Below are 24736 nucleotides of genomic sequence, written 5' to 3' on the forward strand. Positions count from 1 at the left end.
TCGTCCCCGGATGCAGGACAACACGCGGAAAGCACCCGCCATGCGCTTGAACGCCCTCTCCGTCGCTTTGGGCGTCGGCCTCATCCTCGCCGGCTGCCTGCAGCCGGCCTTCGCCCGCTCGGCGCGGGAGGACATCGAGCCTTCCGAGGAGCGCGCCTTCCCCTTCGACGCCAACATCCCGGCTTGCCAGGATTCGAGCGTGCTGGAGAAGGTCTCGACGCAGTTCGCCGAGAAGGAGGCGAAGTTCTGGAACTCGTCCCTGACGATCGTAGCCTACGACACGATCGAGCGGACGGCGTGGCGACCGTGGGGCCTCGATTTCATCCCACGTCGATTCTGCACCGCGACCGCGACCACCTCGGACGGCGTCCGCCGCAAGGTCGACTACTCCGTGCGCGAGAGCCTCGGCATCATCGGCGCGACCTGGGGCGTCGAGCTCTGCGTCCACGGCCTCGACCGCGACCTGAGCTACGCCTACGCCACCGCCTGCCGCATGGCGCGCCCGTGACGCGTGCCGGCCTCGCCCTGGCGGCCCTGCTGGCCGCCGGAAGCGCGCAGGCGCAGGATTACGGCGGCTTCGGCCGCGGCAACGACACGCCCGGCGGCTTCGACTTCTACGTCCTGGCCCTGTCCTGGTCCCCGACCTACTGCGAGACCGCCGGCCAGCGCGACGACCGCCAATGCGCCGCCGGGCGCGGCCTCGGCTTCGTCGTGCACGGGCTGTGGCCGCAATACACCCGCGGCTACCCGCAGAACTGCTCGGCCGTGCAGCGCTCGCCGACGCCGCAGGCCATGGAGGTCGCCGGCCAGGTCTACCCGAGCGAGGGGCTCGCCCGCTACGAGTGGCGCAAGCACGGCACCTGCTCCGGCCTCGACCCGACCGCCTACTTCAACGCCGCCCGCACGGCGCGCCTGGCGGTGACCATCCCCGACGACCTCAAGACCTCGGGTTCGGAGCGCCGCCTGGCGCCGATCGAGATCGCGCGGCAGTTCGTGACCGCGAACCCCGGCTTGCGGCCGGACATGATGGCGGTGTCCTGCGCCCGCGGGCAGCTCCAGGACGTGCGGATCTGCTTCACCAAGGACCTGCGCGGGTTCGCCGCCTGCCCGGAGGTCGCGCGCGGCAATTGCCGCGCGCCCGAGATCACGGTCGGCGCCGCGCGCTGAGCCTTTTCGGCGGATTCGGGGTCCGACGGCTGGACCCGGGCCGCCGGATCCGCTTGATCGTCCGTCATGAACTATCGCCACGCCTTCCATGCCGGCAACTTCGCGGACGTGCTCAAGCACCTTGTGCTGACGCGGGTGCTCGCGCATCTCGGCCTCAAGCCGGCGCCCTATCGGGCGATCGACACCCATGCGGGCCTCGGCTTCTACGACCTCACCGCCGAAGAGGCCGGGCGCACCGCCGAGTGGGTCGACGGCTGGGGACGCCTCGACGACCCGTTTCCGCAGGCCGTGGAGGATCTGCTTGCCCCCTACCGCGCCGCGGTCGCCGCGGTCCGGGCGCGCCACGGCGCCACCACCTATCCCGGCTCGCCGGCGCTGATCCGCGAGTTCCTGCGGGCCGAGGACCAGGGCGTGTTCGTCGAGCTGCATCCCGAGGACCACGCGGTGCTGCGCGAGCGCTTCAACGGTCACGCCCGCACCAAGGTGCTGCACCTTGACGGCTGGACCGCCCTCAACGCGATGATCCCGCCGCCCGAGCGCCGCGGGCTCGTCCTGATCGACCCGCCCTACGAGGTGCCGGGCGAGGTCGACCGGCTCGGCGCCCATCTGGCCCGGGCGGTGGCGAAGTGGCCGACCGGCGTGTTCCTGGCCTGGTACCCGATCAAAAACCTCGCCGCCGTCGACCGCATGGTCGCCGCGCTAAACGGCGCCCTGACCCGCCCGGCGCTCCGCCTCGACCTCATGATCGACCGGCCCGACGACACGCGGCTCACCGGCAACGGCCTGATCGTGGTCAACCCGCCCTGGCGCCTGGCGGAGGAAGCCGCGCTGTTCATGCCGGCCCTGGCCGAGCGCCTGGCCCGCGGCGCGTACGGCGCGTTTCGCTGCGAGGCGATCGGGACGGTTGCTTGAAGTCCGTCGGATCCGCCCCGCATCCGAGACCACACCTCATCCCGAGGTGCCGCAGCGACGCGGAACCCTCCAAGGCGCCCTCCAGAGGCCGCCGAGCGGTCCGGAGGCCTCCTTTGAGGACCGATCGCGCGGCTACCTCAGGATGAGGAGGAAGATGGGATCGACCGGCATCGACCTCACGCATGCGCCAGGATCGCCAGCAGCAGCAATGCGATGATGTTGGTGATCTTGATTGCCGGGTTCACCGCGGGGCCGGCGGTGTCCTTGTAGGGGTCGCCGACGGTATCGCCGGTGACGGCCGCCTTGTGCGCGTCCGAGCCCTTGCCGCCGTGATGGCCGTCCTCGATGTACTTCTTCGCGTTGTCCCAGGCGCCGCCGCCCGAGGTCATCGAGATCGCCACGTAGAGGCCGGTAAGGATCACGCCGAGCAGGCTCGCGCCGACCGTGGCGAAGGCCTGGGACTTGCCCGCGACGAGCTGGATCGCGAAGAACAGCACGATCGGCATCAGCACCGGCAGCAGCGAGGGCACGATCATCTCGCGGATCGCCGCCCGCGTCAGCATGTCGACGGCGCGGCCGTAATCCGGCCGGTCGGTGCCGGCCATGATCCCCGGCTTCTCCCGGAACTGGCGGCGGACCTCCTCGACCACGGCGCCGGCCGCCCGGCCCACGGCCGTCATCGCCATGCCGGCGAACAGGAACGGGATCAGCCCCCCGATCAGCAGGCCGACGACGACGTAGGGGTTGGACAGCGAGAAATCGACCGTGACGCCCTTGAAGAAGCGGTACTGCGTGTCGCTGGCGTTGGCGATGAAGTAGTCGAGGTCCGAGGTGTAGGCGGCGAACAGCACCAGCGCCCCGAGGCCGGCCGAGCCGATCGCGTAGCCCTTGGTGACCGCCTTGGTGGTGTTGCCGACGGCGTCGAGGGCGTCGGTGGACTTGCGGACCTCGGAGGGCAGGCCCGCCATCTCGGCGATGCCGCCGGCGTTGTCGGTGACCGGGCCGAAGGCGTCGAGCGCCACGATGAAGCCGGCGAGCGCCAGCATCGCCGTGACCGCGATGGCGATGCCGAACAGCCCCGCCAGCGCATAGGTGGAGATAATGCCGCCGACGATCACGAGGGCCGGAAGCGCGGTCGATTCGAGCGAGACCGCGAGGCCCTGGATCACGTTGGTGCCGTGCCCGGTGACCGAGGCGTCGGCGATCGACTTCACCGGGCGGAAGTTCGTGCCGGTGTAGTACTCGGTGATGACCACGATCAGCGCGGTGATCGCGAGGCCGATCACCGCGCAGCCGAGCAGGCCGCCCGACGTGAAGCTGACGCCGGTGGAGGTGGTGAAGCGCGTCGCGAAACCGCCGAACAGGGCGAGGTTGACGGCGGCGATGGCCCCGACCGAGAGCACGCCCGCGGTGATCAGGCCCTTGTACAGTGCCCCCATGATCGACTGGTTCGACCCGAGCCGCACGGCGTAGGTGCCGGCGATCGAGGTGAGGATGCAGGCCGAGCCGATGGCGAGCGGATAGATCATCATCGCCTCGAGCACGTTGCGGCCCGCGACGTCGACCTGCCCGCCGAAGAAGATCGCCGCGAGCACCATCGTGGCAACGACGGTGACGGCGTAGGTCTCGAACAGGTCGGCCGCCATGCCGGCGCAATCGCCGACGTTGTCGCCGACGTTGTCGGCGATGGTGGCGGGGTTGCGCGGGTCGTCCTCCGGGATCCCCGCCTCGACCTTGCCGACGAGGTCGCCGCCGACGTCGGCGCCCTTGGTGAAGATGCCGCCGCCGAGGCGGGCGAAGATCGAGATCAGCGAGGCGCCGAAGCCGAGCGCGACGAGCGCGTCGATGACCTCGCGGCTGGCCGGCGGCAGGCCGGCCCCGCGGGTGAGATAAAGGTAGTAGAAGGCGACGCCGAGCAGCGCGAGCCCCGCGACCAGCATGCCGGTTACGGCGCCCGATTTGAACGCGACCTCGAGGCCGCCGCCGAGCGACGTCGAGGCCGCCTGCGCCGTGCGCACGTTGGCACGCACCGAGACGTTCATGCCGATGAAGCCGGCCGCCCCGGACAGGACCGCGCCGATGAGGAAGCCGATGGCGACCTTGATCCCGAGGAAGAAGGCCAAAGCCGCGAACAGCACGACGCCGACGAGGCCGATGGTGGCGTATTGGCGCTTGAGGTAGGCCTGCGCGCCCTCGGCGATCGCGGCGGCGATCTCCTGCATGCGCTGCGTGCCGGCGTCCCGTCTCATCACGTCGTTGATCGTCACGATGCCGTAGGCGACGGCGCACAGCCCGCCCAGGATGATCAGCAGCAAAGCGGTCATGCACCCGTCCCTTGTTCTCGTGATGCCTGGCGTCGGCTTGATGTTGTCGAGCTTGGCCCTTGGGCCCGGACGAACGGCTCGGATTCGGCATTCCTTCCCAGAAGTGCGAGACTTGATTGCCAAACTTCGCGGTCGAGCGCAAACGCCACTTTTGTATTTCGACACGAGATCTTGCTGCAACGCAGCAATGAGCATTGAATTCTGATTTGCGGCCTGCCCGCTCATCGTTGGCCGGGTTTTGCGCGTGGTCCGATCCGGACCCCGCGACGCGCGGCGGGATGCACGTTTACCGGCCGTTAACCATGACGAACACTACCTTCGGTTGCATCAACGAAGGGTGCTCGACGATGAGTGGCGATCAGGTGGTGAAGCTCGCAGCGACGATCGAGGTGCTGACGAACGCGGTGCAGTTCCTGGTGGCGGAACGTGTCAGCATGCAGCCGCCGTCCGTGCACGGCGCGCTGCTTCAGGTCCTCCAGCGCTCGCTCTCCGCCCCGGCGGAGCGGGACGATGCGCATCCCGGCGGCACGGCGGTGCAGCGGGCCGAACTCGCCCATTGGACGCCGATCATCGCCGCCACCCTGATCGACGACGTCCGGCGCCAGCTCGGCCGCGAGCCCGAGGGCTCGCCGCACGACGCGGCGCCTCAGGCCCGGACGATCTCCGAGACCTTTTCAGAAATGGCTGAACGCGCCCGCCGCGAAAACGCGCGTGGCTCCGTCGACACCTTGAAAGCCGGGCCGTCCGCTGCCTGAGGCGACGGTGCCGAGGACCGCGACCGGCACGCCCGCGAGCGAGGCCGCCTGGCGGAACGCGTCGAGGTCGTCGGGCGCCACGGTGCAGAGGATCTCGTAATCGTCGCCGCCGGTGACGGCGACGTCGAGGAGGTCGGGCCTCCCATCGACGACGCGGGCGGCGGCTTGCGACAGCGGGAGCGCCGCGGTGTCGATCGTCGCCGTCGCGCCGGCACCGGCCAGCATCTTGGCGAGGTCGCCGGCGAGCCCGTCGGACACGTCCATCGCCGCGGTCGCGAAGCGCAGCACCGCGTCGGCGAGGGCCAGCCGCGGCCGCGGGTGCAGGTAGCGGTCGGCCAGATGGCTGCGCGATGCGCCATCGAGCGCCCGGACCCATTCGGCATCCGGCTTGAGCCGCATCCGCAGGCCGAGCGCCGCGTCGCCGATGGTGCCGCTGACGCAGATCCGGTCGCCGACCCGCGCCGTGGTACGGCGCACGATGCGCCCCGCGGGGACTTCGCCGATCGCGGTGATGCCGATCAGCGCCGGACCGCCCGACCGCACCGTGTCGCCGCCGAGCAGCGGGCAGCCGGACGCCCGGCTCGCCTGCCCGAGCCCTTCGGCGAAGGCGGCGAGCCACGCCTCGGTCCAGTCCGCCGGCAAAGCCAGCGTGAGCAGGAAGCCGCGCGGCGCGGCGCCCTTGGCGGCGATGTCGGAGAGGTTCACCCCGAGCGCCTTGCGCGCGAGCGAGCCGGGCGGGTCGTCGGGAAAGTAATGGACGCCGGAGACGATCGCGTCGGCGGTGAGCACGAGGTCGTGGCCGGGGCTCGGCGCGAGGCTCGCCGCATCGTCGCGCAGGCCATCGGCGCCGGGGCCGGCGAGCGGCGCGAAGTAGCGCGCGATCAGCGCGTCCTCGGTCGGGCGCGATGCGCTCACCGGACGCTCACCCCTGCTTGGCGCCGGCCAGTTCCGCCGCGCGGGTCTGGCGCGCGACCTTGTCGAGGACGGCGTTGACCATGCCCGGCTCGTCGCCGGTGTAGAAGCTGTGGGCGACGTCGACGTATTCCGAGATGGCGGCACGGGCCGGAACGTCGCGGCGGAACATCAGCTCGTAGGTGCCGGCGCGCAGGATGGCGCGCAGCACCACCTCGATGCGCTTGAGCGGCCAGCCCTGGCTCAGCGCCTGGTCGATCTGCGGATCGATCGCGCGCTGCTCCTCCACCACGCCGCGCAGCAGGTCGCGGAAGAAGGCCGGCTCGGCCGCCGGGTGCAGCACGCCATCGATCTCCTTGCCGAGCCAGAAGTTCTCGAACTCGGCGAGCGCGTCGAGCACGCCCTTGCCGGAGATCTCCATGTCGTAGAGCGCCTGCACCACGGAGAGCCGGGCGCCGCTGCGCGGATTGATCTTGGTCATGATCGTCAGGCTCTCATGCAGCGGCGGCCGCGCGCTTGAGCGCCAGCACCGCGAGTGCCGCCTCGGCCGCGCCGCCGCCCTTGTTCATCTCGGAGACGCGGGCACGGGCTTGGGCCTGCGCCTCGTTCTCCACCGTCAGGATGCCGTTGCCGAGCGGCAGGCACAGGTCGACGGACAGGTCCATCAGCGCGCGCGCGCTCTCGCCGGCGACGATGTCGTAATGCCCGGTCTCGCCGCGGATGACGCAGCCCAGAGCCACCACGGCGTCGTAGGGCGTGCCGGCCGTCTCGGCCGCTGCGAGTAGGATCGCCACCGTCGCCGGAATCTCGAGCGCGCCCGGCACCGTCACGACCGTCGCCTCGGCCTCGGCCGCCGCGATGGCGGCGCGGGCGCCTTCGAGCAGGTCGTCGGACAGGCCGTCGTAGAAGCGCGCCTCGACCACGAGGACCCGGGCGCCGGGCGTTTTCGGGGACGCGGGCGCGTCCTTGCGTTCGATGTACATGGGACTCGTGGGACTCCGGCGGACCCGCCGCGCGGGCGGCGGGCGCTGACCGACGCGCCGTCTCCGGCCGTCTCGCATCCAGGGTGTTCGGGGCAGCGAGGGTTAGACCGAAGCGGCCGCCGCCACAAGCGCGCCCGCACGGGGCCGCCTGCGGGCAGGGCATCGCTTCCATGCGCCCGGGTCCATGCGCCGAGTGCATATGCCCGATTCTCCGGGCCCGAGCGCGACGCGGCAGGCGGCGCATCGTTTTCCCGGCATCGGCGTGGCCGGGATGGCCCGCGGCTTGCTCCCCGGTTTCGCCGCAGGGGTGCCGGGCGAAGGAACCGCATGAACGTCGAGCTGATCGGGCTGACCAAGCGCTACGGCGCGACCCTCGCCGTCGATGCGATCGACCTGAAAATCCCGTCGGGCGCCTATTGCTGCCTGCTCGGCCCGTCGGGCTGCGGCAAGACCACGACGCTGCGGATGATCGGCGGCCACGAGGCGGTCAGCGCCGGCGAGGTCGTGATCGGCCCGCGTGCCGTCGGTGACGCGCCGCCCGCGGAGCGCGGCACGGCGATGATGTTCCAGAGCTACGCGCTGTTCCCGCACCTGACCTGCCGGGACAACGTCGCGTTCTCGCTCAGGATGCGCGGCGTCGCGAAGGCCGAGCGCCGCGCCAAGGCCGACGCGATGCTCGACCTCGTGCAGATGGGGCACCTCGCCGACCGGCTTCCGGCGCAGCTCTCGGGCGGGCAGCAGCAGCGCGTGGCGCTCGCCCGCGCGCTGGTCACCGGACCGAAGGTGCTGCTCCTCGACGAGCCGCTTTCGGCCCTCGACCCGTTCCTCCGGGTGCGGATGCGGGTGGAGCTCAAGCGCATCCAGGCCGAGCTCGGCCTCACCTTCATCCACGTCACCCACAGCCAGGAGGAGGCGATGGCGCTCTCCGACCTCGTCGTGGTGATGAACGGCGGCAAGATCGAGCAGGCCGGCGACCCGCGCACGGTGTTCGAGCGGCCGGCCTCGGCCTTCGTCGCCCGCTTCATCGGCGGCCACAACGTCATCGCCCTGCCCGAGGGCAAGGTCGCGGTGCGCGCCGACCGGATGCGGCTCGGGGCCGAGGCCGGCGACGGCGCCGTGCAGGCCCGCGTCCTCGCGGTCGAGTACCAGGGCGCCAGCGTGCAGGTGGCGCTCGAGGCGGACGGGATGACCGAGCCGGGCGGGCTGAGCGCGGTCGTCGACGACGCGACCTTCGCCGGCCGCCCGCTGGCGCCGGGCGACCGCGTGGCGCTCGGCTGGGACCCCGCCGCCGCGCACCGCCTCGACGCCTGAGGCGACCGGCATCAAGAAAAGAAAGGGACGACGATGACCAACGGCATCAGATTCACGCGGCGCACGCTGCTCCAGGGAGCCGGCACCGCCCTCGCGGCCGGGCCGATCACCGGATTTCCCGCCGTCCACGCGGCCGAGCCGGTGACGCTGCGCTACCTCGGCACCGCCGTGAACCAGTCCGGCGACATCGCCCGGAAGGTGAAGGAGGATCTCGGGATCACGATCGAGTACATCCCGGTCGTCACCGACGAGGTGACGAAGCGCGCGGTGACGCAGCCGAACTCCTTCGACCTGATCGACACCGAGTTCTTCAGTCTGAAGAAGATCGTCCCCTCGGGCAACATCCTCGGCATGGATGCGCGCCGGATCAAGAACGCCGACAAGATCACCCCGATCTTCACCAAGGGTGAGATCGCCGGCAAGGCGATCGGCGACCAGGGCACCGCGCCGAAGAAGGTGTTCTACCTCGAAGGCCAGACGGGCAAGACCTTCGCGTCATCGCCGACCGAGTGGATCACCCTGATCCCGACGACCTACAACGCCGACACGCTCGGCATCCGCCCGGACCTGATCAAGCGCCCGATCACCAGCTGGAAGGAGCTGCTGAACCCCGAGTTCAAGGGCCGCGCCTCGATTCTCAACATCCCCTCCATCGGCATCATGGACGCGGCGATGGTGGTGGAGGCCACCGGCGACTACACCTACGCCGACAAGGGCAACATGACGAAGGCGGAGATCGACCGCACGATCAAGCTGCTGATCGAGGCCAAGCGCGCCGGCCAGTTCCGCGCCTTTTGGCAGGACTTCAACGAATCCGTGAACCTGATGGCGTCCGGCGAGACGGTGATCCAGTCGATGTGGTCGCCCGCCGTCACCAAGGTGCGCACGCAGGGGGTCGCCTGCACCTATCAGCCGCTGAAGGAAGGCTACCGCGCCTGGGCCACGGGCTTCGGCCTGCCGAAGACGCTGACCGGCCGCAAGCTCGACGCGGCCTACGACTTCGTCAACTGGTTCCTTTCCGGCTGGGCCGGCGCCTACCTCAACCGCCAGGGCTACTATTCCGCCGTGCCCGAGACCGCCAAGACCCAGATGGAGCCGTACGAGTGGGCCTACTGGATGGAGGGCAAGCCCGCCGAGAAGGACATCCATGGCCCCGACGGCGGCCTGCTCGAGAAGGCCGGCGCCACCCGCGACGGCGGCGCCTTCGAGGCCCGCATGGGCGCGGTCGCCTGCTGGAACGCGGTCATGGACGAGAACACCTACATGGTCCGCAAGTGGAACGAGTTCATCGCGGCGTGAGGACGATGGCTGCGCCGCGCCCTTCGTTCGCCGAGGCCATGGTGCTCACGCACTTCGGCATTTCGCCTATGCATGGATCGTTCGAAGCACCGCCCTGCCCCCTCTCCCGAACGGGAGAGGGAACCCGCGATTCGAGGACAGGCGCCGTGGAACCGGTCGCCCGCGGACGCGGAAGGGAACGGCGCCCGCTGCATCGGTCGGAGGGCTCGCGATGAGCAACGTTGCGCTTCCCGCCCTCGCCGACGTGCCGGCGAATTCGGTTCGGGCCGAGGCCGCCCCGGCCCGCCGCCGGCGGCCCCTCGCCTATCTCCAGGCCGCGCCGATGGCGCTGGTGTTCCTGGTCTTCCTCGCGATCCCGCTCCTGCTGACGCTGATGGTCAGCTTTTGGGAGTACAACGAGTACGAGATCATCCCGGCCTTCACGCTGCAGAACTACCGCGACGTGTTCGAGGGCTGCGGCAACCTCGCCGACCCGTGCACCACGGCGCGGACCTATCTCTCGACTCTCAAGTTCTGCGCGCTGACGCTGGCCTTCACGCTGCTGATCGGGTTCCCGGTCGCGTACTTCCTCGCCTTCCACGTCCGCTCGCGCACCGTGCAGATGGGGCTGTTCCTGCTGTGCACGATCCCGTTCTGGACCTCGAACGTGATCCGCATGATCTCGTGGATCCCGCTGCTCGGGCGCAACGGCCTCGTCAACGACACCCTGCAGGGGATGGGCGTGATCGGGAGCCCGATCGAGGGTCTGCTGTACTCGGACTTCTCGGTGACCTTGGCTTTCGTGCACCTCTACACGGTCTTCATGATCGTGCCGATCTTCAACAGCATGGCGCGGATCGACCGATCGCTGATCGAGGCGGCCTACGATGCCGGGGCCACGGGGTGGCAGACGCTGTGGAGCGTGATCGTTCCCCTGTGCAAGCCGGGCATCGCCATCGGGACGATCTTCGTGCTCACCCTCGTGATGGGCGACTTCGTCACCGTCGGGGTGATGGGCGGCCAGCAGATCGCGTCGGTCGGCAAGGTGATCCAGGTGCAGATGTCGTACCTGCAGTTCCCGGCCGCGGCCGCCAACGCCGTGGTGCTGCTCGCCGCCGTGCTGATGATGATCCTCGGGCTCACCCGGGTGATCGACCTGCGGCGGGAACTCTGACCATGACGGAGCCTTCGGCGTGAGCGATCGTCCCCGAGGCCTGGCCTTCGCCGCGCTGGCCGCGTTCTTTGCGCTCTACGTGCTGTTCCTCTACGGCCCGACCCTGACGATCCTGGCGCTGAGCTTCCAGGGTCCGCAGGGCGGCCTGACGTTTCCGATGAACGGCGTCTCGACGCACTGGTTCGCCAAGCTCTGGGCCGGCGGCGGCATCGTCGACATCTGGGCGGCGTTCGGGCGCTCGCTCCGCCTCGGCTTCGTGGTGATGGCGCTCACCGTCGTCCTGGCGTTCTTCGCGGGCCTCGCCTTCCGCAAGGGCTTTCGCGGCGCCAACGCCCTGTTCGCCATCGCGGTCGCCAGCCTGATCGTGCCCTCGATCGTGGTCTCCCTCGGGATCGGCCTCGAGTTCCGTCTGGTCGACGACGCGATCAACGCTTTGGCGGCCGCCACCGGCTGGGGATGGCTGCAGGACCACGGCACCGCCATGGGGCTCTACACCTCGGCGCTCGGGGCGCACCTGACCTGGACGCTGCCCTTCGGCCTTCTCATCATGTTCGCGGTCTTCAACCGGTTCGATCCGGCCTACGAGGAGGCCGCCCGCGACCTCGGCGCAACCGGAGCGCAGACGCTGCGCCACGTCGTGGTCCCGATCCTGGCGCCGGCCCTGGTCGGCGTCGCCCTGTTCGGCTTCACCCTGTCCTTCGACGAGCTCGCCCGCACCAGCCAGGCGATCGGCGGGCGCAACACCCTGCCGCTCGAGCTCCAGGGTCTCACCACCACGGTGACGACGCCGGAGATCTACGCGCTGGGAAGCCTGACGACGGCGGTGTCGGCCGTCGTGATCGGCACGGCGCTCGCGGCGAGCCTGTGGTTGCAGCGCCGCCGAGCCCGCCGCAGCCTGGCGCTGCGGTAGCGGCTCGTCCGCGATTGCGCGATGCCTTCGGGATCGTACGTTCAGCCCCCGCGAACGCGACGCGCGGGCTTGATGATACGTCCGGCCGCTCCGACCGCGCCAAGAGCCAATCAGTCGGTGCCGGGCGGCTCCTCGCCGGAGCCGACGAGCGTCAGGCGCGGGGTCGAGGCCTTGCGCTCGGCGGTCTCGATCAGGCGAAGGCTCGTCGCCTGGCGGCTCTTCTTCAGGTCCTCGGCGATCTCGCTCGTGTTTCCGGAGATCCGCTTGGCGCGCTTGTCGTATTCCGCCATCGAAACGACGGAGGAGTCACCGGTCTCGGGGATGCGCGCCATGTCCACCTCGAAGGAAGAGACCGTCCGCACGAGCGCGTGGCGGGCATGACCCGAGCCTAGCACGCTTTCCCGCATTCCCGCCGAACGATTTGCCGTCGACCCACCGTGCGGTTCTCGGATCGAGACGCGCGCTTTCGTGTTTGTCGCACGCGGTGTTTGCTAAATGTCGCCGAGTGTGCAAAAAGTACAACATCGATCTCTGGCCAGATATCCGGCCGTTCCGTCCGTAATGGACGTGCGCTGATTTTCTCCCACATTTCGACGACCCGCGACCTGGCGCGTGATTCACATGCGCCGGTCGAATTATGACGACTGATAAGATACGGAATTTTCTATGAGCACCGGCACCGTCAAGTGGTTCAACGATCAGAAGGGCTTCGGCTTCATCCAGCCGGATGACGGCGGCAAGGACGTCTTCGTGCACATCTCGGCTGTGGAGCGCGCCGGAATGCGCGGCCTGACCGAAGGCCAGAAGATCTCCTACGAGATGGAGACCGATCGTCGTAGCGGCAAGCAGTCCGCCGGCAGCCTCCAGGCCGCCTGAGCACCGAGTTCGCCTCGGATCGTCGTCGAAGCCGTCCCACCCGGGACGGCTTCGCGCGTTTTCGGAGCGTTGCGACCGAATCGCGATGAGCGAGCCTCATCGCCGACCGCGTCCCGCCACGGCGGGGCGCCCGCCATCCGCCGAGCGTCATGGGCCGCGAGCCTTGCGATTCGGTCCGACCTGTTTGACCGCAGCCGGCATGGGGCCGGTGGCGCATAAGGATCTTGTGTGAATCAATCCAAGGACAACCAGTTCTCCGACCGGCTCGAGACCGCTGCGAAGGCGCGGGAAGCGATGCTGGCGCGCTATCGTTCGCGGCCGGCCGCCGATGATCCCGCCGTCGTCGCCCGCCAGGCCGAGCGTCAGGCCGTGATCGAGGCCCGCGAGGAGCGCAACAAGGAGCGCGAGGCCGCCCGGGTCGCCGCCGAGATCCAGCGCGTCGCCGAGGCGAAGGCCCAGCGCGAGTTCGAGGCTGCCGAGGTGCTGCGCATCGCCGCCGAGAAGGCCGAGCGTCAGGCCGCCCTGGCCGCCGAGCAGAAAGAGGCACGCGACGCCCGCTTCGCGGCGCGCAAGCTGCGCGCGCGCAAGTAGGCCCGCAGCCGAGCCCCGGCGGCGATCCGACCGACGCGGCTCAGGCCGCGGCGGGCGGGCCGGCGCCACCCGACCCAGCCGAATCCGTCACTTCGAACGTCGCACCCGCCCCGGGTCCGGCAGCCGGCGTCGCGGCGATCAGGAGTGATGTACGATGTCCCACAAGTTCAAGCTCGGCCAGCGTGTCCGTCAGTCGCGCGGCGGCTTCGGCTCCGTCAAGGACGATGCCTCGGGCCTGCTGTGCGAGATCGTCCGCCTGATGCCCGAGGACCGGACCGGCGAGCCCTGCTACCGGATCAAGTCCTCGGCCGGCGAGCGCGCCGCCAACGAGAGCGAGCTCTCCCTCGCCGGCTGATGCGCCACGGCGGCTGCGAGCGGTCGCCGCACACGGCCCCAACGCCTTCGGCTTCTCGCGCGCGGACGTCTGCAAGGCGCGCGGACGTGCCGTGCGTTGCCAAACGCGCGGACCTGCGCCATCTCAGCCTCGATGCCGGCCGAGGCCCTTCTCGCCAGCCGCATGCGGCTCCCGCTGACGGGCCGGGTGGCGTCTCCCGCCCCGGTCCGCCCATCGATCGGGAGCCGTTCCATCCCTGGGCGGCGTTTCACGTTGACCCCAACCCCAAGCAGGCAATGAGTAAGCGCACCAGGCAAAGGCCGCAGGAGCGAGGCTCCGTGCTGTTCGACGTGGTCTACGAGGACGGTTCGCAAGCCTCGAACCGCCGCGTCCCGATGGAGATCCTCGGTGGTCTCGACGGCGACGAGCCGGCCCGCGAGGTGATCTCGGCACAGGACGAGGAGATCGCCCAGAAGTCAGGGCGTCCGCAGCGGACGATCCTCAGTCTCTCGCGTTCGCCGATCCCCGAAGCGAAACCGAAGCCGCCCCGCGTCGCGTAAGGGAGCGCGACAGTGGGAGAGCACGACATGGGCCACAAGTTTCATCTCGGGCAGCTCGTGCGTCGCCGCGACCTCGCGGCGGCGCGAAACGGCAACCGCATCTTCGAGGTGATCGGCCTGTTGCCGGCCGAGGCGGGCGCGCCGAATTATCGGATCCGCAGCACCGAGGCCGGTACGCACGAGGTGCGCGAGGACGGCCTGACGGCCGCCTCGTGCTGCTCGGCGCCGGCATCCTGATCGGCGTCGGACCGAGCGCGCGTTGGAGCGGCGCGTCGGCAGTGGCATAAGACGGACGTCCCGCTTCCGGGGCCTCCGCCCGGACCTTCGCCCGATGCGCCGCCTCCCGCCGGCCCCGACATTCCCCGGCACGACAGCACCCCGCCCCGCACGGTGCCCGGCATGACCGCGCCGGACCTCACGACCGTGCGTCGCCCGGCCCAGCGCCGGCTGGGCGGCCCGCGCACCCTGTGGAAGCGGCTCGCCCGCGCCATCGGCGACCTGCTGCCGAAGGGGCTCTATGCCCGCTCGCTGATCATCATCATCGCCCCGGTGGTGCTGCTGCAATCGGTGATCGCCTACACCTTCATGGAGCGGCACTGGCAGCTGGTGACCAAGCGCCTGTCCTCGGCCGTCACCGCCGACGTCGCGGCCCTGATCGACATCTACGAGGTCTATCCCCAGGACAAGGACGCCGAGACGCTCTCGCGCATCGCTGGCGAGCGGCTGAACCTCGACCTCGACATCCTGAAGGGGGCCAAGATCCCGCCGCCGGGGCCGCGGCCGTTCTTCTCGATCCTCGACGAGGCGCTGTCGGACGAGCTGAAGCGGCAGATCGGCCGGCCGTTCTGGATCGACACCGTCGGGCGCTCGAACCTGATCGAGATCCGCGTCGCGATCCCCGACGGGGTGATGCGCATCACCGCCCGCCGCTCGCAGGCCTACGCCTCGAACTCGCACATCTTCCTGGTCTGGATGATCGGCTCGTCGATGGTGCTGCTCGGCGTGGCGATCCTGTTCCTGCGCAACCAGATCAAGCCGATCCTGCGGCTGGCCGCGGTGGCGGAGGGCTTCGGCAAGGGCCGCGAGATCGAGTTCCGCCCCCGCGGCGCCCGCGAGGTCCGCCAGGCCGGCCACGCCTTCATCGAGATGAAGCGCCGCATCGAGCGGGCGATGGAGCAGCGCACGACGATGCTCAACGGCGTGAGCCACGACCTGCGCACCATCATCACCCGGTTCCGCCTCTCGCTCGCCCTGATCGAGCAGACCCCGGAGATCGACGAGCTCTCGCGCGACGTCGACGAGATGAGCCGGATGCTGGAAGGCTACCTCGCCTTCGCCCGCGGTGATTCGGCCGAGAACGCGGCGCCGACCGACATGCGCGCCCTGCTGGAGGACCTGCGCACCGACGTCGAGCGCCTGGGCGCCCAGGTCTCGGATTTCGAGCTGGCCGGGTCGCCCTCGGTCACCGTCCGGCCGGACGCGTTCCGGCGCTGCCTGTTCAACCTCGCCGCCAACGCCGCGCGCTACGGCGAGACGGTGGCGATCTCCGGCCGGGCCGAGGCGCGGGCGTTCTTCGTCTCGATCGACGACGACGGCCCGGGCATCGCGCTCGAGAGCCGCGAGGAGGTGTTCAAGCCGTTCGTGCGCCTCGACGATGCGCGGCAGGATGCCGGCGGCTCGGGCCTCGGCCTATCGATCGCCCGCGACATCGCCCGTGCCCATGGCGGCGACGTCTCGCTCCACGACAGCCCGCTCGGCGGCCTGCGGGCGACGGTGCGGGTGCCGGCGTGACGGCGGCACCGCCCGAGGCTCGTCAGCGGGCGCGTTCCTGGATGTGCGTGATCTCGAGACGGGCGCTCGTGAGGAGGTATTCCAGGGTCTTCAGGTCCAGGCCGGCCTCGTGGAAACGGACCTGCAATCCTGCCTCGCCCCTCCAGTCGTACCCGGCGTCGGAGGGAAGATATTTGAGCAGCATCGCGCTGGCGACGTTCGTACGGACGTAGCCGCGATGACGGACCAGCCTGCCGATCTGCAGCACCAGCGCGTCAATCTGCGCGCGATCCGACATGATCGAGCGCGGCTTCGACACAGGTGAGCGCATCAATTCGGTTTCCCTTTGATAGGGGCGAACATAGACGCCGAGACTTGCGTCTTTCTTAGCAACGCCGATCGATCTCGTAAAAATGTCCGCGTTGCTACCCCGCCGATATTTGTCGATCGGAACTGCAGCCGGGCTCGATCGCGCGGCAAAAAAACGGTGCGCCGGGTGTCCCCACGGCCACGCCGGGATGCTAAGGACGAGCGATCCGTCCAAGCGCGAGGGCTGCGCCGCAGCCCCGCACGACCTGAGTGCCGTTCATGAACCCGCTCGTTCCGCTCTTCATCCTGATCTCGCTGCCGCTCGCCGCGATCGGCCTCGTGCTCTACACCGACACCGGCATCGAGCCGGCCCTGTTCTACGCGTCGGTGAAGACCTTCGTGATCCTGGCCGTCATCGCCGTGGCACTGTCGTTCGGCGCGAGCAAGCTGGCCGAGCGCTCCAAGAACTGAGCGCTGCGTCCCTCCCGGCACGCGGCGTGCAGGGAGCAGGCTTCGTTCCGGGCAGGACGACGCGCCGGGCAATCGCGAGGCTCGGCTGCGCGAATCACGAGGGCGTTTCCATGATGCAGATCGTTCCGGCCTTCGGACGCATCGGCGAGGAGAACGCCTTCGCCGTTCTCGCGCGGGCCAACGCGCTGGCGGCCCAGGGGCGCGACGTCATCAATCTCGGCATCGGCCAGCCCGACATGCCGACCCCGGCCCACATCGTCGAGGCCGGCATCCAGGCGCTGCGCGACGGCCATCACGGCTACACGCCGGCCACCGGCATCCTTCCCTTGCGCGAGGCGGTCGCCCGCGACATCCACCGGCGCCACGGCGTCGAGGTCTCACCCGAAAGCGTGATGATCGTGCCCGGCGGCAAGGTCACCATGTTCATGGCGATCCTGATGTTCGGCGAGCCCGGCGCCGAGATCCTCTATCCCGACCCCGGCTTCCCGATCTACCGCTCGATGATCGAGTTCACCGGCGCGACGCCGGTCCCGGTGCCGATCCGCGAGGGCAACGGCTTCGCCTTCTCGGCCGAGGAGACCCTGGAGCTGATCACGCCGCGGACCCGGCTGCTCATCGTCAACTCGCCAGCGAACCCGACCGGCGGCGTGACCCCGAAGGCCGAGATCGACGCCCTGGTGAAGGGGCTCGCCGACCACCCCGGCGTGGCGGTGATGTCGGACGAGATCTACGGCACCATGACCTACGACGGGCAGGCGCATCACTCGCTGCTCAAGTACGATGCGATCCGCGACCGGCTGATCTATCTCGACGGCGCCTCGAAGACCTACGCGATGACCGGTTGGCGGCTCGGCTGGTCGGTCTGGCCGAAGCCGCTCTACGAGGCGGCGCGCAAGCTCGCGGTCAACGCCCATTCCTGCGTCAACGCGGCGACGCAGTGGGCCGGCATCGCCGCGCTCGACGGGTCGCAGGATTGCGTGGCCGAGATGGTCGCCGAGTTCGACCGGCGGCGGACGATCGTGGTCGACGGCCTCAACGACCTGCCCGGCGTCTCCTGCATCGTGCCGAAGGGCGCGTTCTACGCGTTCCCGAACGTCGGCCGCACCGGCTGGAAGGCCAAGGCCCTGGCCTCGACCCTGCTGGAGGAGGCCGGCGTCGCCGTCATCGGCGGCCCGGATTTCGGCGTGCACGGCGAGGGCTACATCCGCCTGTCCTACGCCAACTCGGCCGAGAACATCCTGCGCGCGCTCGAGCGGATGAAGACGTTCCTGAGCGAGCGCAAGCCGGGCTGAGGCGACGGTCGGACGCGTACCTTTCCCTCCCCCGCAAGGGGGAGGGAAGACCCGAGCCCCTCAGGCTGCCATCGCCTGCGCATTCGGCTCGGCCGCGCGCACGTCCGCGTCGACGTGCTGCTCGAAGCGCTTGAAGTTCTCCTTGAACATGCCGACGAGCCGGTTCGCCGTCTCGGCGAAGGCGGCCTTGTTGGCCCAGGTCTTCACCGGCTGGAGGATGTGCGGCTCGACGCCGGGCACCGAGACCGGCACCGCGAAGCCGAAATACGGGTCGCGCCGGAACTCGGTCTTCGACAGCGAGCCGTCGAGCGCCGCCGTGAGCAGCCGGCGGGTGACGCGGATCGGCATCCGCCGCCCGGTGCCGACGCCGCCGCCGGTCCAGCCGGTGTTGACGAGCCAGCAATCGACGTCGTGCCGGGCGATGAGGTCGCGCAGCAGGTTGCCGTAGGTGCTCGGGTGGCGCGGCATGAACGGCGCGCCGAAGCAGGTCGAGAACGTCGCCTCGGGCCCGGTCAGCCCGCGCTCGGTGCCGGCGACCTTGGCGGTGTAGCCGGAGAGGAAGTGGTACATCGCCTCCGCACCGGTGAGCTTGGCGATCGGCGGCATCACGCCGAACGCGTCGCAGGTCAGCATCACGATGTTCTTCGGGTGCCCGGCCCGGCCGGTGTCGCTGGCGTTGGCGATGAAGTCGAGCGGGTAGGCGCAGCGGGTGTTCTCGGTGAGCGAGGCGTCATCGAAATCCGGAATCCGGGTCTCGGGGTCGATCACCACGTTCTCCATCACCGTGCCGAAGCGCTCGGTGGTGGCGTAGATCTCGGGCTCGGCGTTGCGCGAGAGCCGGATGGTCTTGGCGTAGCAGCCGCCCTCGAAGTTGAAGATCCCGTCCGAACTCCAGCCGTGCTCGTCGTCGCCGAGCAGCTTGCGCGAGGAATCGTTGGAGAGCGTGGTCTTGCCGGTGCCCGACAGCCCGAAGAAGATCGCCGAGCCGCCTTCGGCGTCGAGGGCGGCGTTGGCCGAGCAGTGCATCGGCATCACCCCGGCGCCCGGCAGGATGTAGTTCAGGTAGGTGAAGACCGACTTCTTCATCTCGCCGGCATAGGCCGAGCCGCCGATCAGCACGATCCTGCGGGTGAAGTCGATGGCGATGACGGTCTTCGACCGGCAGCCGTGGCGGGCCGGGTCGGCCTGGAAGCTCGGCAGGTCGATGATCGTCATGTCCGGGACGTAGGCCGCGATCTCGGCGCGCGGCGGCCGGATCAGCAGGTTGCGGATGAAGAGCGAATGCCAGGCGAATTCCGAGAACACCCGCGCCTTCACCCGGTGCGCCGGGTCGGCGCCGCCGTAGAGGTCCTGCGCGAACAGCTCGCGGCCTTCGGCGTGGGCCTGGAAGTCGGCGAGCAGGGCGCCAAACTGGTCGGGCGTGATCGCGCCGTTGTTCTCCCACCAGATCTCGTTCTCGGTGCTCGCGTCGCGCACCACGAACTTGTCCTTGGGCGAGCGCCCGGTATGGCTGCCGGTGGTGGCCACCAGCGCGCCGCCGCGCGCCAGGCGGCTCTCGCCGCGGGCGAGGGATTCCTCGTAGAGGCGCGGGGCCTCGAGGTTCCAGTGCACGGCCTTCAGGTTGCGCAGGCCGATCGCCTCCGCGCCGTGGGCCGCGTTATGATCGCCGATGTTGCTCAAGGTCTCTCTCCCGGGCCCCTGCTCGCGCCGTGTCGCTGCTCCGGGCGCGCCAGGCGCCGGATCATGGGAGCGTCCGTGCGGTCGTACAGGACCGCCGCACGCAGGTTCGCCGCTCCCGGCTCGTCTTGGATAGGCGGCAAGCTTTCGCCGTCAACTTGGACGAAGGGCGGTGGGGGGACAGACGAGGGCCGCTTGTCAGGGGGCCGGAAACCGTTCACCCGAGCGCATCGCATCGCCGCCGCGTGGGACCCCACGCCGCCTTCATCCCGGCCGCGTTCGGCGGTATCGCATGGGCGCCCCCGCCCCGACCCGGCCCCGCCCAGGAAAACGAACCGTTCATGCCGCAAGCCGTCGCCGGCCCCGAGATCGAGCGCCTGATCCAGCTGCTCGCGCGGATGCCGGGCCTAGGGCCCCGCTCCGCCCGGCGGGCGGCCCTGCAGCTCATCAAGAAGCGGGACACGCTGCTCGCGCCGCTGGCCGACGCCATGCGGGTCGCGGTCGAGCGCATCGTCGTCTGCCGCGAATGCGGAAACGTCGACACCTGCGATCCGTGCACGATCTGCAGCGACCCGTCGCGCGATCCGACGCTGCTGGTCGTGGTCGAGGACGTGTCCGATCTCTGGGCGCTGGAACGCTCGGGCGCGGTGCAGGCGCGCTACCACGTGCTCGGCGGCGTGCTCTCGGCCCTCGACGGGGTCCGGCCCGAGCACCTCAACATCGCCAGCCTCGTGGAGCGGGCGGCCCGGCCGGAGGTGAAGGAGATCATCATCGCGCTGAACGCCACGGTCGACGGGCAGACCACGGCCCACTACGTCACCGACGCGATCAAGGACCTCGGCCTGACGGTGACGCGGCTCGCCCACGGCGTGCCGGTCGGCGGCGAGCTCGACTATCTCGACGAGGGCACGCTGACGGCGGCGATCCGCAGCCGCACGGCGTTCTAGGACCTGCCGCGGCGGCGGCGGCGCGGGCATTTGACCGCCCTCCCCCCGCATCCTATTCCGGCGACACGCCCGCCCCGCCACCTGCCCCGTCACCCGGTCGAGCCATGACGATCCGTCCCCTCGTGATCCTGCCCGATGCGCGCCTGCGCCTGCCGTCGGAGCCGGTCGGCCCCGTGACGAAGGAGATCCGCACCCTCGCCGACGACATGCTCGAGACGATGTACGACGCGCCCGGCGTCGGCCTCGCGGCGATCCAGATCGGCGTGACGAAGCGGATGGTGACCATCGACACCTCCAAGGAGGAGGGCGTGCGCAACCCGCAGATCTTCCTCGATCCCGAGATCGTCTGGGCCTCCGAGGAGACGCGGGTCTACGACGAGGGGTGCCTCTCGATCCCGGAGGTCTACGGCGAGGTCACGCGGCCGGACAAGGTGCGGGTGCGGTTCCGCGACCTCGACGGGGCGGTGCAGGAGATCGAGGCGTCCGGCCTGCTCGCCACCTGCATCCAGCACGAGATCGACCACCTCAACGGCGTGCTGTTCATCGATCACCTGTCGAAGCTCAAGCGCGACCGGATCGTGAAGAAGTTCACCAAGGCGGCCAAGCGCGACGCGGCCTGATCGGACACCGGACATGCGCGTCGTCTTCATGGGCACCCCGGATTTCGCGGTGCCGACGCTCGCGCGTCTTTCCGAGGACGGCCACGCCATCGCGGCGGTCTACACCCGCGCGCCGGCGAAGGCCGGGCGCGGCATGGCGCTGCGCCCCTCCCCCGTCCATGCGCTCGCGGACCGGCTCGGCCTGCCGGTCCTGACCCCGTCGACCCTCAAGGACGCCGAGGCCGCCGAGACCTTCGCGCGCCACCGGGCCGACGTCGCCGTCGTCGTCGCCTACGGCATGCTTCTGCCGCAGGCGATCCTCGACGCGCCGCGCCACGGCTGCCTCAACCTGCACGGCTCGCTGCTGCCGCGCTGGCGCGGGGCGGCGCCGATCCACCGCGCGGTGATGGCGGGCGACGGGATGAGCGGCGTCGGCGTGATGCGGATGGAAGCCGGCCTCGACACCGGGCCGGTGGCGCTGGAAGCCCGCATCCCGATCCGCCCCGGCATGACCACGGGCGACCTGCACGACGCGCTGATGCCGGCGGGCGCCGACCTGATGGCGCAAGCTCTGCAGGAGCTCGACGCCGGCACCCTGACCTTCCGGCCGCAGGACGAGGACGGCGTGCTCTACGCCAGGAAGATCACCAACGACGAGGCGCGGATCGACTGGGCCCGGGATGCCGCCGCGGTCGCGGCGCAGATCAACGGGCTGAGCCCGTTCCCGGGCGCTTACTTCGAGGTGGACCTCGGGAAGGGCGCCGAGCGGGTGAAGGTGCTGCGGGCTCTGCCCGCCACCGGATCGGGCGTCGCCGGAACGCTCCTCGACGCCGACGCCACGGTCGCCTGCGGCTCGGGCGCCGTGCGGATCCTGGAGGTCCGACGCGCCGGAAAGAGCGGCAGCGCCAGCGGCGCGGAGTTCCTGCGCGGGGCGCGGGTGATTGCCGGCGCGCGTTTCGGATGAGGGAAATCGACAACCGCCCGTTCCCTCCCCCTTCTGCGGGGGAAGGTACCCTGCGCCGCAGGGGGGGAGGGAAAGGCGCGTCCTCCGCTCACCCGCAGAGACGACCCTGATGCCGCGCTACAAGCTCGTCATCGAGTACGACGGCGCGCCCTTCCGTGGTTGGCAGCGGCAGGCCGACGCGCCGAGCGTGCAGGGCGCGATCGAGACGGCGGTGACGCGGTTCTCGGGCGAGACGCAGGGGCTGACCTGCGCCGGGCGCACCGATTCCGGCGTGCACGCGACGCATCAGGTCGCCCATCTCGATCTCGCCAAGGCGTGGCGGACGGACGTGGTGCGCGACGCGCTGAACGCGCATCTACGCCGGGTGCCGGTCTCGATCCTCTCGGCGGAGATCGTCCCCCCCGACTTCAACGCGCGGCATTGGGCGATCCGGCGGCACTATCGCTACCGCATCCTCGACCGGCGCAGCCCGCCGACCTTCACCGGCGGCCAGGTCTGGCACGTGCCCTGGGCGCTCGATGCGGCGGCGATGCACGCGGCCGGGCAGAGCCTGCTCGGCCTGCACGACTTCACCGCCTTCCGCGCCGCCGAGTGCCAGGCCAACAGCCCGGTGCGCACCCTCGACCGCCTCGATGTCACCCGCCGTGCGATGGGATCGATGGAGGAGATCGTGGTCGAGACCCACGCCCGCTCCTTCCTGCACCATCAGGTCCGCAGCATGGTCGGCACGCTGATGCTCGCCGGAAGCGGACGCCTCGATGCGGCCGGCGTCGCCGACATCCTGGCCTCGCGCGACCGCAGCCGCTGCGGCCCGATGGCGCCCGCCTGCGGGCTGTGCTTCGTCGGCGTGGATTATCCCGCCGAGGGCCCACCCGTCTGGCCCGACGCCGGGAAGTAGGCGTCGAGCATCCGGCCGTAGATCGCCGTCAGGCGGTCGAGGTCGGCGACCGGCACGCACTCGTCGACCTGATGCATGGTCTCGCCGACGAGGCCGAACTCGATGACCGGGCAGAAATCCTTGATGAAGCGCGCGTCCGAGGTGCCGCCGGTGGTCGAGAGCTTCGGGCGCAGCCCGGTCTCGGCCTCGATCGCGTCGGAGACGAGCGCGACGAAGGCGTCGGGCTGGGTCAGGAAGGCCGGAGAGTTCGAGGGCGCGAGGTCGAGGGCGTAGCGGACCGTGCCGCCGGCGGCCGCGTCGAGGCGGCGGCGGATCTCGGCGGCGAGCGTCTGCGCGTCCCATCCCTCGTTGAAGCGGATGTTGAACACCGCCCGCGCGTCGGCCGGGATGACGTTGGTCGCGGGGTTGCCGACGTCGATCGTCGTGAACTCGAGGTTCGAGGCGTCGAAATGCGCGGTGCCGCCGTCGAGCGGGTCCGCGGCCAGCGCCGAGGCGAGGCGCAGCATGCCCGGGATCGGGTTCTCGGCCCGGTGCGGGTAGGCGACGTGGCCCTGCCGCCCGTGGACGGTGAGCTTGCCGGTGAGCGAGCCGCGCCGCCCGATCTTGATCATCTCGCCCAGGGTGCTCGGGTTCGTCGGCTCGCCGAGCAGGCAATGGTCGAAGCGCTCGCCCCGGGCCTTCGCCCAGTCGAGCAGCTTGACGGTCCCGTTGACCGCCGGTCCCTCCTCGTCGCCGGTGATCAGGAAGGCGATCGAGCCGTGAAGACCCGAGCCGCGCGCCTGCAGGAACCGGAGTGTGGCGGCGAGCATGCAGGCGATGCCGCCCTTCATGTCCACGGCGCCGCGCCCGTAGAGAACGCCGTCGGCGACCGCGCCCGCGAACGGGCCGCTCCGCCACGCGGCGGCGTCTCCCGGCGGCACCACGTCGGTATGGCCGGCAAACAGCAGGCAGGGCGCGCCGGTGCCGATCCGGGCATAGAGGTTCTCGACGTCCGGCGTGCCGGACTCGGAAAAGACCGGGCGCGAGACGGCAAACCCGGCCGCGGTGAGGATCCGGTCGAGCAGCGCGAGCGCCCCGCCCTCCTCCGGGGTCACCGAGGGGCAGCGCAGCAGCGCCTGCGCCAGGTCGAGCGGGCTCGCCTCGGCGCTCACGCCGACACCTCAACGATCACCGAGGCCTCGCCCGTGGAGCTACCGTGACGGTGTGGATCCGTCGGCGCGATGGGGGAGGACGGCGGCTGCATCTTCAACCCTTCTTGAGAAACCGAGCTTACGACAACCCGGAGCAGGAACAGGCACCGCACCGCAAGGGCCGCGGCAGGATAGGAGCATCGCGGCATGGTTGCGAAGGCGTGGTCCGAGCTCGCCGCTTCCCGCAACCATCTCAGTCTGATGGAGCCTCCGCCGGAGAAGCGATCGGGCGGGGGCCGCCACACGGTGATGATCCCGGCGACGATCACCTGTCCCGACGGGACGACCCATGCCTGCGTGATCCGCGACATGTCGGTCGCGGGCGCGAAGCTCGCGATCTCGCGCCGCCATCGCCTGCCGCCGGGCTTCGCCCTCACCGTGCCCGGGTACGACCATGCCTATCCGGTCGCACGCAAGTGGCAGCGCGGAGACTTCGCCGGCGTGGTGCTGACGCTTCCAAAGCCCGACGGCGAGCCGCATCCGGAGTGATGCGCGGCTGCGCGAGGCGACCGCCGCCTCGCGCTCCGAGACC

29 protein-coding genes are annotated in these 24736 nt (G+C 70.3%); 21 read left to right on the forward strand and 8 right to left on the reverse strand.

Features of this window, described 5'->3' with window-relative positions; translation table 11 throughout:
• Positions 1–40: 40 nt before the first annotated feature.
• The 3 genes from ACFZ8E_RS20255 (at position 41) to ACFZ8E_RS20265 (ending at position 2079) form a co-directional block, all read left to right on the forward strand.
• Positions 41–508 (forward strand): hypothetical protein, encoded by a 468-nt coding sequence (locus ACFZ8E_RS20255; RefSeq protein ID WP_405043649.1) that lies wholly within the window; start codon positions 41–43, stop codon positions 506–508.
• Positions 505–1167: a ribonuclease T2 family protein gene (locus ACFZ8E_RS20260; RefSeq protein WP_147860168.1), complete on the forward strand. Its 663-nt coding sequence runs from the start codon at positions 505–507 to the stop codon at positions 1165–1167. The genes ACFZ8E_RS20255 and ACFZ8E_RS20260 overlap by 4 nt, the downstream gene beginning before the upstream one ends.
• A gap of 66 nt (positions 1168–1233) precedes the next feature.
• Positions 1234–2079 carry a 23S rRNA (adenine(2030)-N(6))-methyltransferase RlmJ gene (locus tag ACFZ8E_RS20265; RefSeq protein ID WP_405043650.1) on the forward strand — a complete coding sequence of 282 codons (846 nt, stop codon included), beginning with the start codon at positions 1234–1236 and terminating at the stop codon, positions 2077–2079.
• A 176-nt stretch (positions 2080–2255) separates the two neighbouring features.
• Here the strand turns inward: ACFZ8E_RS20265 and ACFZ8E_RS20270 are convergent, their stop codons facing one another.
• Positions 2256–4403: a sodium-translocating pyrophosphatase gene (locus ACFZ8E_RS20270; RefSeq protein WP_147727576.1), complete on the reverse strand. Its 2148-nt coding sequence runs from the start codon at positions 4401–4403 to the stop codon at positions 2256–2258.
• A 278-nt stretch (positions 4404–4681) separates the two neighbouring features.
• On the opposite strand from ACFZ8E_RS20270, the gene ACFZ8E_RS20275 reads away from it, so the two are divergent.
• Positions 4682–5158, forward strand: a complete 477-nt coding sequence (locus ACFZ8E_RS20275; RefSeq protein WP_244032965.1) for a hypothetical protein — start codon at positions 4682–4684, stop codon at positions 5156–5158.
• Here ACFZ8E_RS20275 and thiL read toward each other — a convergent pair.
• Genes thiL through ribH form a run of 3 tightly spaced genes read right to left on the reverse strand, consistent with a single transcriptional unit; the run spans position 5078 to position 7053 of the window.
• Complete coding sequence (thiL, locus tag ACFZ8E_RS20280; RefSeq protein WP_244032964.1) at positions 5078–6073, reverse strand: thiamine-phosphate kinase; 996 nt, start codon at positions 6071–6073, stop codon at positions 5078–5080. The two genes, ACFZ8E_RS20275 and thiL, sit on opposite strands and share 81 nt — an antisense overlap.
• Positions 6074–6080: 7 nt before the next feature.
• A complete protein-coding gene (gene nusB / locus ACFZ8E_RS20285) occupies positions 6081–6551 on the reverse strand; it encodes a transcription antitermination factor NusB (RefSeq protein WP_405043651.1) in 471 nt (156 codons plus the stop codon).
• Between the two features lie 13 nt (positions 6552–6564).
• A complete protein-coding gene (ribH, locus tag ACFZ8E_RS20290) occupies positions 6565–7053 on the reverse strand; it encodes a 6,7-dimethyl-8-ribityllumazine synthase (RefSeq protein ID WP_244032963.1) in 489 nt (162 codons plus the stop codon).
• Positions 7054–7380: 327 nt separating this feature from the next.
• Between ribH and ACFZ8E_RS20295 the strand changes: the two genes are divergently transcribed.
• From ACFZ8E_RS20295 to ACFZ8E_RS20310, 4 genes are all read left to right on the forward strand, one after another.
• Positions 7381–8364, forward strand: a complete 984-nt coding sequence (locus tag ACFZ8E_RS20295; RefSeq protein ID WP_147842578.1) for an ABC transporter ATP-binding protein — start codon at positions 7381–7383, stop codon at positions 8362–8364.
• A 33-nt stretch (positions 8365–8397) separates the two neighbouring features.
• Positions 8398–9663, forward strand: a complete 1266-nt coding sequence (locus ACFZ8E_RS20300) for a PotD/PotF family extracellular solute-binding protein (RefSeq protein WP_244032962.1) — start codon at positions 8398–8400, stop codon at positions 9661–9663.
• A 211-nt stretch (positions 9664–9874) separates the two neighbouring features.
• Positions 9875–10816, forward strand: coding sequence for an ABC transporter permease (locus ACFZ8E_RS20305; RefSeq protein ID WP_244032961.1), 942 nt, complete (start codon positions 9875–9877; stop codon positions 10814–10816).
• A gap of 19 nt (positions 10817–10835) precedes the next feature.
• A complete protein-coding gene (locus ACFZ8E_RS20310; RefSeq protein WP_405043652.1) occupies positions 10836–11726 on the forward strand; it encodes an ABC transporter permease in 891 nt (296 codons plus the stop codon).
• Positions 11727–11836: 110 nt separating this feature from the next.
• On the opposite strand, the gene ACFZ8E_RS20315 is transcribed toward ACFZ8E_RS20310, so the two are convergent.
• Positions 11837–12058 (reverse strand): hypothetical protein, encoded by a 222-nt coding sequence (locus ACFZ8E_RS20315; RefSeq protein ID WP_405043653.1) that lies wholly within the window; start codon positions 12056–12058, stop codon positions 11837–11839.
• A gap of 334 nt (positions 12059–12392) precedes the next feature.
• On the opposite strand from ACFZ8E_RS20315, the gene ACFZ8E_RS20320 reads away from it, so the two are divergent.
• The 6 genes from ACFZ8E_RS20320 to ACFZ8E_RS20345 all read left to right on the forward strand — a co-directional run bounded on the left by ACFZ8E_RS20320 (position 12393) and on the right by ACFZ8E_RS20345 (position 15878).
• Complete coding sequence (locus tag ACFZ8E_RS20320) at positions 12393–12602, forward strand: cold-shock protein (RefSeq protein WP_147726903.1); 210 nt, start codon at positions 12393–12395, stop codon at positions 12600–12602.
• 228 nt (positions 12603–12830) lie between these two features.
• Positions 12831–13193 carry a DUF6481 family protein gene (locus ACFZ8E_RS20325; protein ID WP_147726905.1) on the forward strand — a complete coding sequence of 121 codons (363 nt, stop codon included), beginning with the start codon at positions 12831–12833 and terminating at the stop codon, positions 13191–13193.
• Positions 13194–13347: 154 nt separating this feature from the next.
• On the forward strand, positions 13348–13548 hold the full coding sequence (locus tag ACFZ8E_RS20330; RefSeq protein WP_147842575.1) for a hypothetical protein: 201 nt from the start codon (positions 13348–13350) through the stop codon (positions 13546–13548).
• A gap of 275 nt (positions 13549–13823) precedes the next feature.
• Positions 13824–14087 carry a hypothetical protein gene (locus ACFZ8E_RS20335; RefSeq protein ID WP_147726909.1) on the forward strand — a complete coding sequence of 88 codons (264 nt, stop codon included), beginning with the start codon at positions 13824–13826 and terminating at the stop codon, positions 14085–14087.
• A gap of 27 nt (positions 14088–14114) precedes the next feature.
• On the forward strand, positions 14115–14324 hold the full coding sequence (locus ACFZ8E_RS20340; protein ID WP_147726911.1) for a hypothetical protein: 210 nt from the start codon (positions 14115–14117) through the stop codon (positions 14322–14324).
• A gap of 162 nt (positions 14325–14486) precedes the next feature.
• On the forward strand, positions 14487–15878 hold the full coding sequence (locus ACFZ8E_RS20345; protein ID WP_405043654.1) for an ATP-binding protein: 1392 nt from the start codon (positions 14487–14489) through the stop codon (positions 15876–15878).
• A gap of 22 nt (positions 15879–15900) precedes the next feature.
• Here the strand turns inward: ACFZ8E_RS20345 and ACFZ8E_RS20350 are convergent, their stop codons facing one another.
• A complete protein-coding gene (locus ACFZ8E_RS20350) occupies positions 15901–16401 on the reverse strand; it encodes a hypothetical protein (RefSeq protein WP_405043655.1) in 501 nt (166 codons plus the stop codon).
• Between the two features lie 44 nt (positions 16402–16445).
• On the opposite strand from ACFZ8E_RS20350, the gene ACFZ8E_RS20355 reads away from it, so the two are divergent.
• Complete coding sequence (locus tag ACFZ8E_RS20355) at positions 16446–16637, forward strand: hypothetical protein (RefSeq protein ID WP_147726916.1); 192 nt, start codon at positions 16446–16448, stop codon at positions 16635–16637.
• A 110-nt stretch (positions 16638–16747) separates the two neighbouring features.
• On the forward strand, positions 16748–17929 hold the full coding sequence (locus tag ACFZ8E_RS20360; RefSeq protein ID WP_405043656.1) for a pyridoxal phosphate-dependent aminotransferase: 1182 nt from the start codon (positions 16748–16750) through the stop codon (positions 17927–17929).
• 60 nt (positions 17930–17989) lie between these two features.
• Here ACFZ8E_RS20360 and ACFZ8E_RS20365 read toward each other — a convergent pair whose 3' ends face one another.
• Positions 17990–19609 (reverse strand): phosphoenolpyruvate carboxykinase, encoded by a 1620-nt coding sequence (locus ACFZ8E_RS20365; RefSeq protein ID WP_147726920.1) that lies wholly within the window; start codon positions 19607–19609, stop codon positions 17990–17992.
• A gap of 338 nt (positions 19610–19947) precedes the next feature.
• Here ACFZ8E_RS20365 and recR point away from each other — a divergent pair, with 338 nt between their 5' ends.
• From recR to truA, 4 genes are all read left to right on the forward strand, one after another.
• On the forward strand, positions 19948–20553 hold the full coding sequence (gene recR / locus ACFZ8E_RS20370) for a recombination mediator RecR (RefSeq protein ID WP_147730063.1): 606 nt from the start codon (positions 19948–19950) through the stop codon (positions 20551–20553).
• Positions 20554–20657: 104 nt separating this feature from the next.
• Positions 20658–21173, forward strand: coding sequence for a peptide deformylase (locus ACFZ8E_RS20375; protein ID WP_147859132.1), 516 nt, complete (start codon positions 20658–20660; stop codon positions 21171–21173).
• A 13-nt stretch (positions 21174–21186) separates the two neighbouring features.
• On the forward strand, positions 21187–22116 hold the full coding sequence (gene fmt, locus ACFZ8E_RS20380) for a methionyl-tRNA formyltransferase (protein ID WP_405043657.1): 930 nt from the start codon (positions 21187–21189) through the stop codon (positions 22114–22116).
• A 109-nt stretch (positions 22117–22225) separates the two neighbouring features.
• Positions 22226–23014: a tRNA pseudouridine(38-40) synthase TruA gene (gene truA / locus ACFZ8E_RS20385; protein ID WP_244032957.1), complete on the forward strand. Its 789-nt coding sequence runs from the start codon at positions 22226–22228 to the stop codon at positions 23012–23014.
• Here truA and dapE read toward each other — a convergent pair.
• Positions 22969–24165: a succinyl-diaminopimelate desuccinylase gene (dapE, locus tag ACFZ8E_RS20390; protein ID WP_243949151.1), complete on the reverse strand. Its 1197-nt coding sequence runs from the start codon at positions 24163–24165 to the stop codon at positions 22969–22971. The two genes, truA and dapE, sit on opposite strands and share 46 nt — an antisense overlap.
• Positions 24166–24351: 186 nt before the next feature.
• Here dapE and ACFZ8E_RS20395 point away from each other — a divergent pair, with 186 nt between their 5' ends.
• On the forward strand, positions 24352–24693 hold the full coding sequence (locus ACFZ8E_RS20395) for a PilZ domain-containing protein (protein WP_147859128.1): 342 nt from the start codon (positions 24352–24354) through the stop codon (positions 24691–24693).
• The last annotated feature ends 43 nt before the right edge of the window (positions 24694–24736 follow it).

The organism is Methylobacterium sp. HMF5984 (assembly GCF_045033435.1).
Classification (GTDB): domain Bacteria; phylum Pseudomonadota; class Alphaproteobacteria; order Rhizobiales; family Beijerinckiaceae; genus Methylobacterium.

What these genes read in the sequence shown, in the direction of transcription:
- ACFZ8E_RS20255 (WP_405043649.1), top strand. Translation starts at nt 41, where the DNA reads ATGCGCTTGAACGCCCTCTCCGTCGCTTTGGGCGTCGGCCTCATCCTC.
- ACFZ8E_RS20265 (WP_405043650.1), top strand. Translation starts at nt 1,234, where the DNA reads ATGAACTATCGCCACGCCTTCCATGCCGGCAACTTCGCGGACGTGCTC.
- ACFZ8E_RS20270 (WP_147727576.1), bottom strand. Translation starts at nt 4,403, where the DNA reads ATGACCGCTTTGCTGCTGATCATCCTGGGCGGGCTGTGCGCCGTCGCC.
- ACFZ8E_RS20275 (WP_244032965.1), top strand. Translation starts at nt 4,682, where the DNA reads ATGCACGTTTACCGGCCGTTAACCATGACGAACACTACCTTCGGTTGC.
- nusB (WP_405043651.1), bottom strand. Translation starts at nt 6,551, where the DNA reads ATGACCAAGATCAATCCGCGCAGCGGCGCCCGGCTCTCCGTGGTGCAG.
- ribH (WP_244032963.1), bottom strand. Translation starts at nt 7,053, where the DNA reads ATGTACATCGAACGCAAGGACGCGCCCGCGTCCCCGAAAACGCCCGGC.
- ACFZ8E_RS20295 (WP_147842578.1), top strand. Translation starts at nt 7,381, where the DNA reads ATGAACGTCGAGCTGATCGGGCTGACCAAGCGCTACGGCGCGACCCTC.
- ACFZ8E_RS20300 (WP_244032962.1), top strand. Translation starts at nt 8,398, where the DNA reads ATGACCAACGGCATCAGATTCACGCGGCGCACGCTGCTCCAGGGAGCC.
- ACFZ8E_RS20305 (WP_244032961.1), top strand. Translation starts at nt 9,875, where the DNA reads ATGAGCAACGTTGCGCTTCCCGCCCTCGCCGACGTGCCGGCGAATTCG.
- ACFZ8E_RS20315 (WP_405043653.1), bottom strand. Translation starts at nt 12,058, where the DNA reads ATGGCGCGCATCCCCGAGACCGGTGACTCCTCCGTCGTTTCGATGGCG.
- ACFZ8E_RS20320 (WP_147726903.1), top strand. Translation starts at nt 12,393, where the DNA reads ATGAGCACCGGCACCGTCAAGTGGTTCAACGATCAGAAGGGCTTCGGC.
- ACFZ8E_RS20330 (WP_147842575.1), top strand. Translation starts at nt 13,348, where the DNA reads ATGTCCCACAAGTTCAAGCTCGGCCAGCGTGTCCGTCAGTCGCGCGGC.
- ACFZ8E_RS20335 (WP_147726909.1), top strand. Translation starts at nt 13,824, where the DNA reads ATGAGTAAGCGCACCAGGCAAAGGCCGCAGGAGCGAGGCTCCGTGCTG.
- ACFZ8E_RS20340 (WP_147726911.1), top strand. Translation starts at nt 14,115, where the DNA reads ATGGGCCACAAGTTTCATCTCGGGCAGCTCGTGCGTCGCCGCGACCTC.
- ACFZ8E_RS20345 (WP_405043654.1), top strand. Translation starts at nt 14,487, where the DNA reads ATGACCGCGCCGGACCTCACGACCGTGCGTCGCCCGGCCCAGCGCCGG.
- ACFZ8E_RS20355 (WP_147726916.1), top strand. Translation starts at nt 16,446, where the DNA reads ATGAACCCGCTCGTTCCGCTCTTCATCCTGATCTCGCTGCCGCTCGCC.
- ACFZ8E_RS20360 (WP_405043656.1), top strand. Translation starts at nt 16,748, where the DNA reads ATGATGCAGATCGTTCCGGCCTTCGGACGCATCGGCGAGGAGAACGCC.
- recR (WP_147730063.1), top strand. Translation starts at nt 19,948, where the DNA reads ATGCCGCAAGCCGTCGCCGGCCCCGAGATCGAGCGCCTGATCCAGCTG.
- ACFZ8E_RS20375 (WP_147859132.1), top strand. Translation starts at nt 20,658, where the DNA reads ATGACGATCCGTCCCCTCGTGATCCTGCCCGATGCGCGCCTGCGCCTG.
- fmt (WP_405043657.1), top strand. Translation starts at nt 21,187, where the DNA reads ATGCGCGTCGTCTTCATGGGCACCCCGGATTTCGCGGTGCCGACGCTC.
- truA (WP_244032957.1), top strand. Translation starts at nt 22,226, where the DNA reads ATGCCGCGCTACAAGCTCGTCATCGAGTACGACGGCGCGCCCTTCCGT.
- ACFZ8E_RS20395 (WP_147859128.1), top strand. Translation starts at nt 24,352, where the DNA reads ATGGTTGCGAAGGCGTGGTCCGAGCTCGCCGCTTCCCGCAACCATCTC.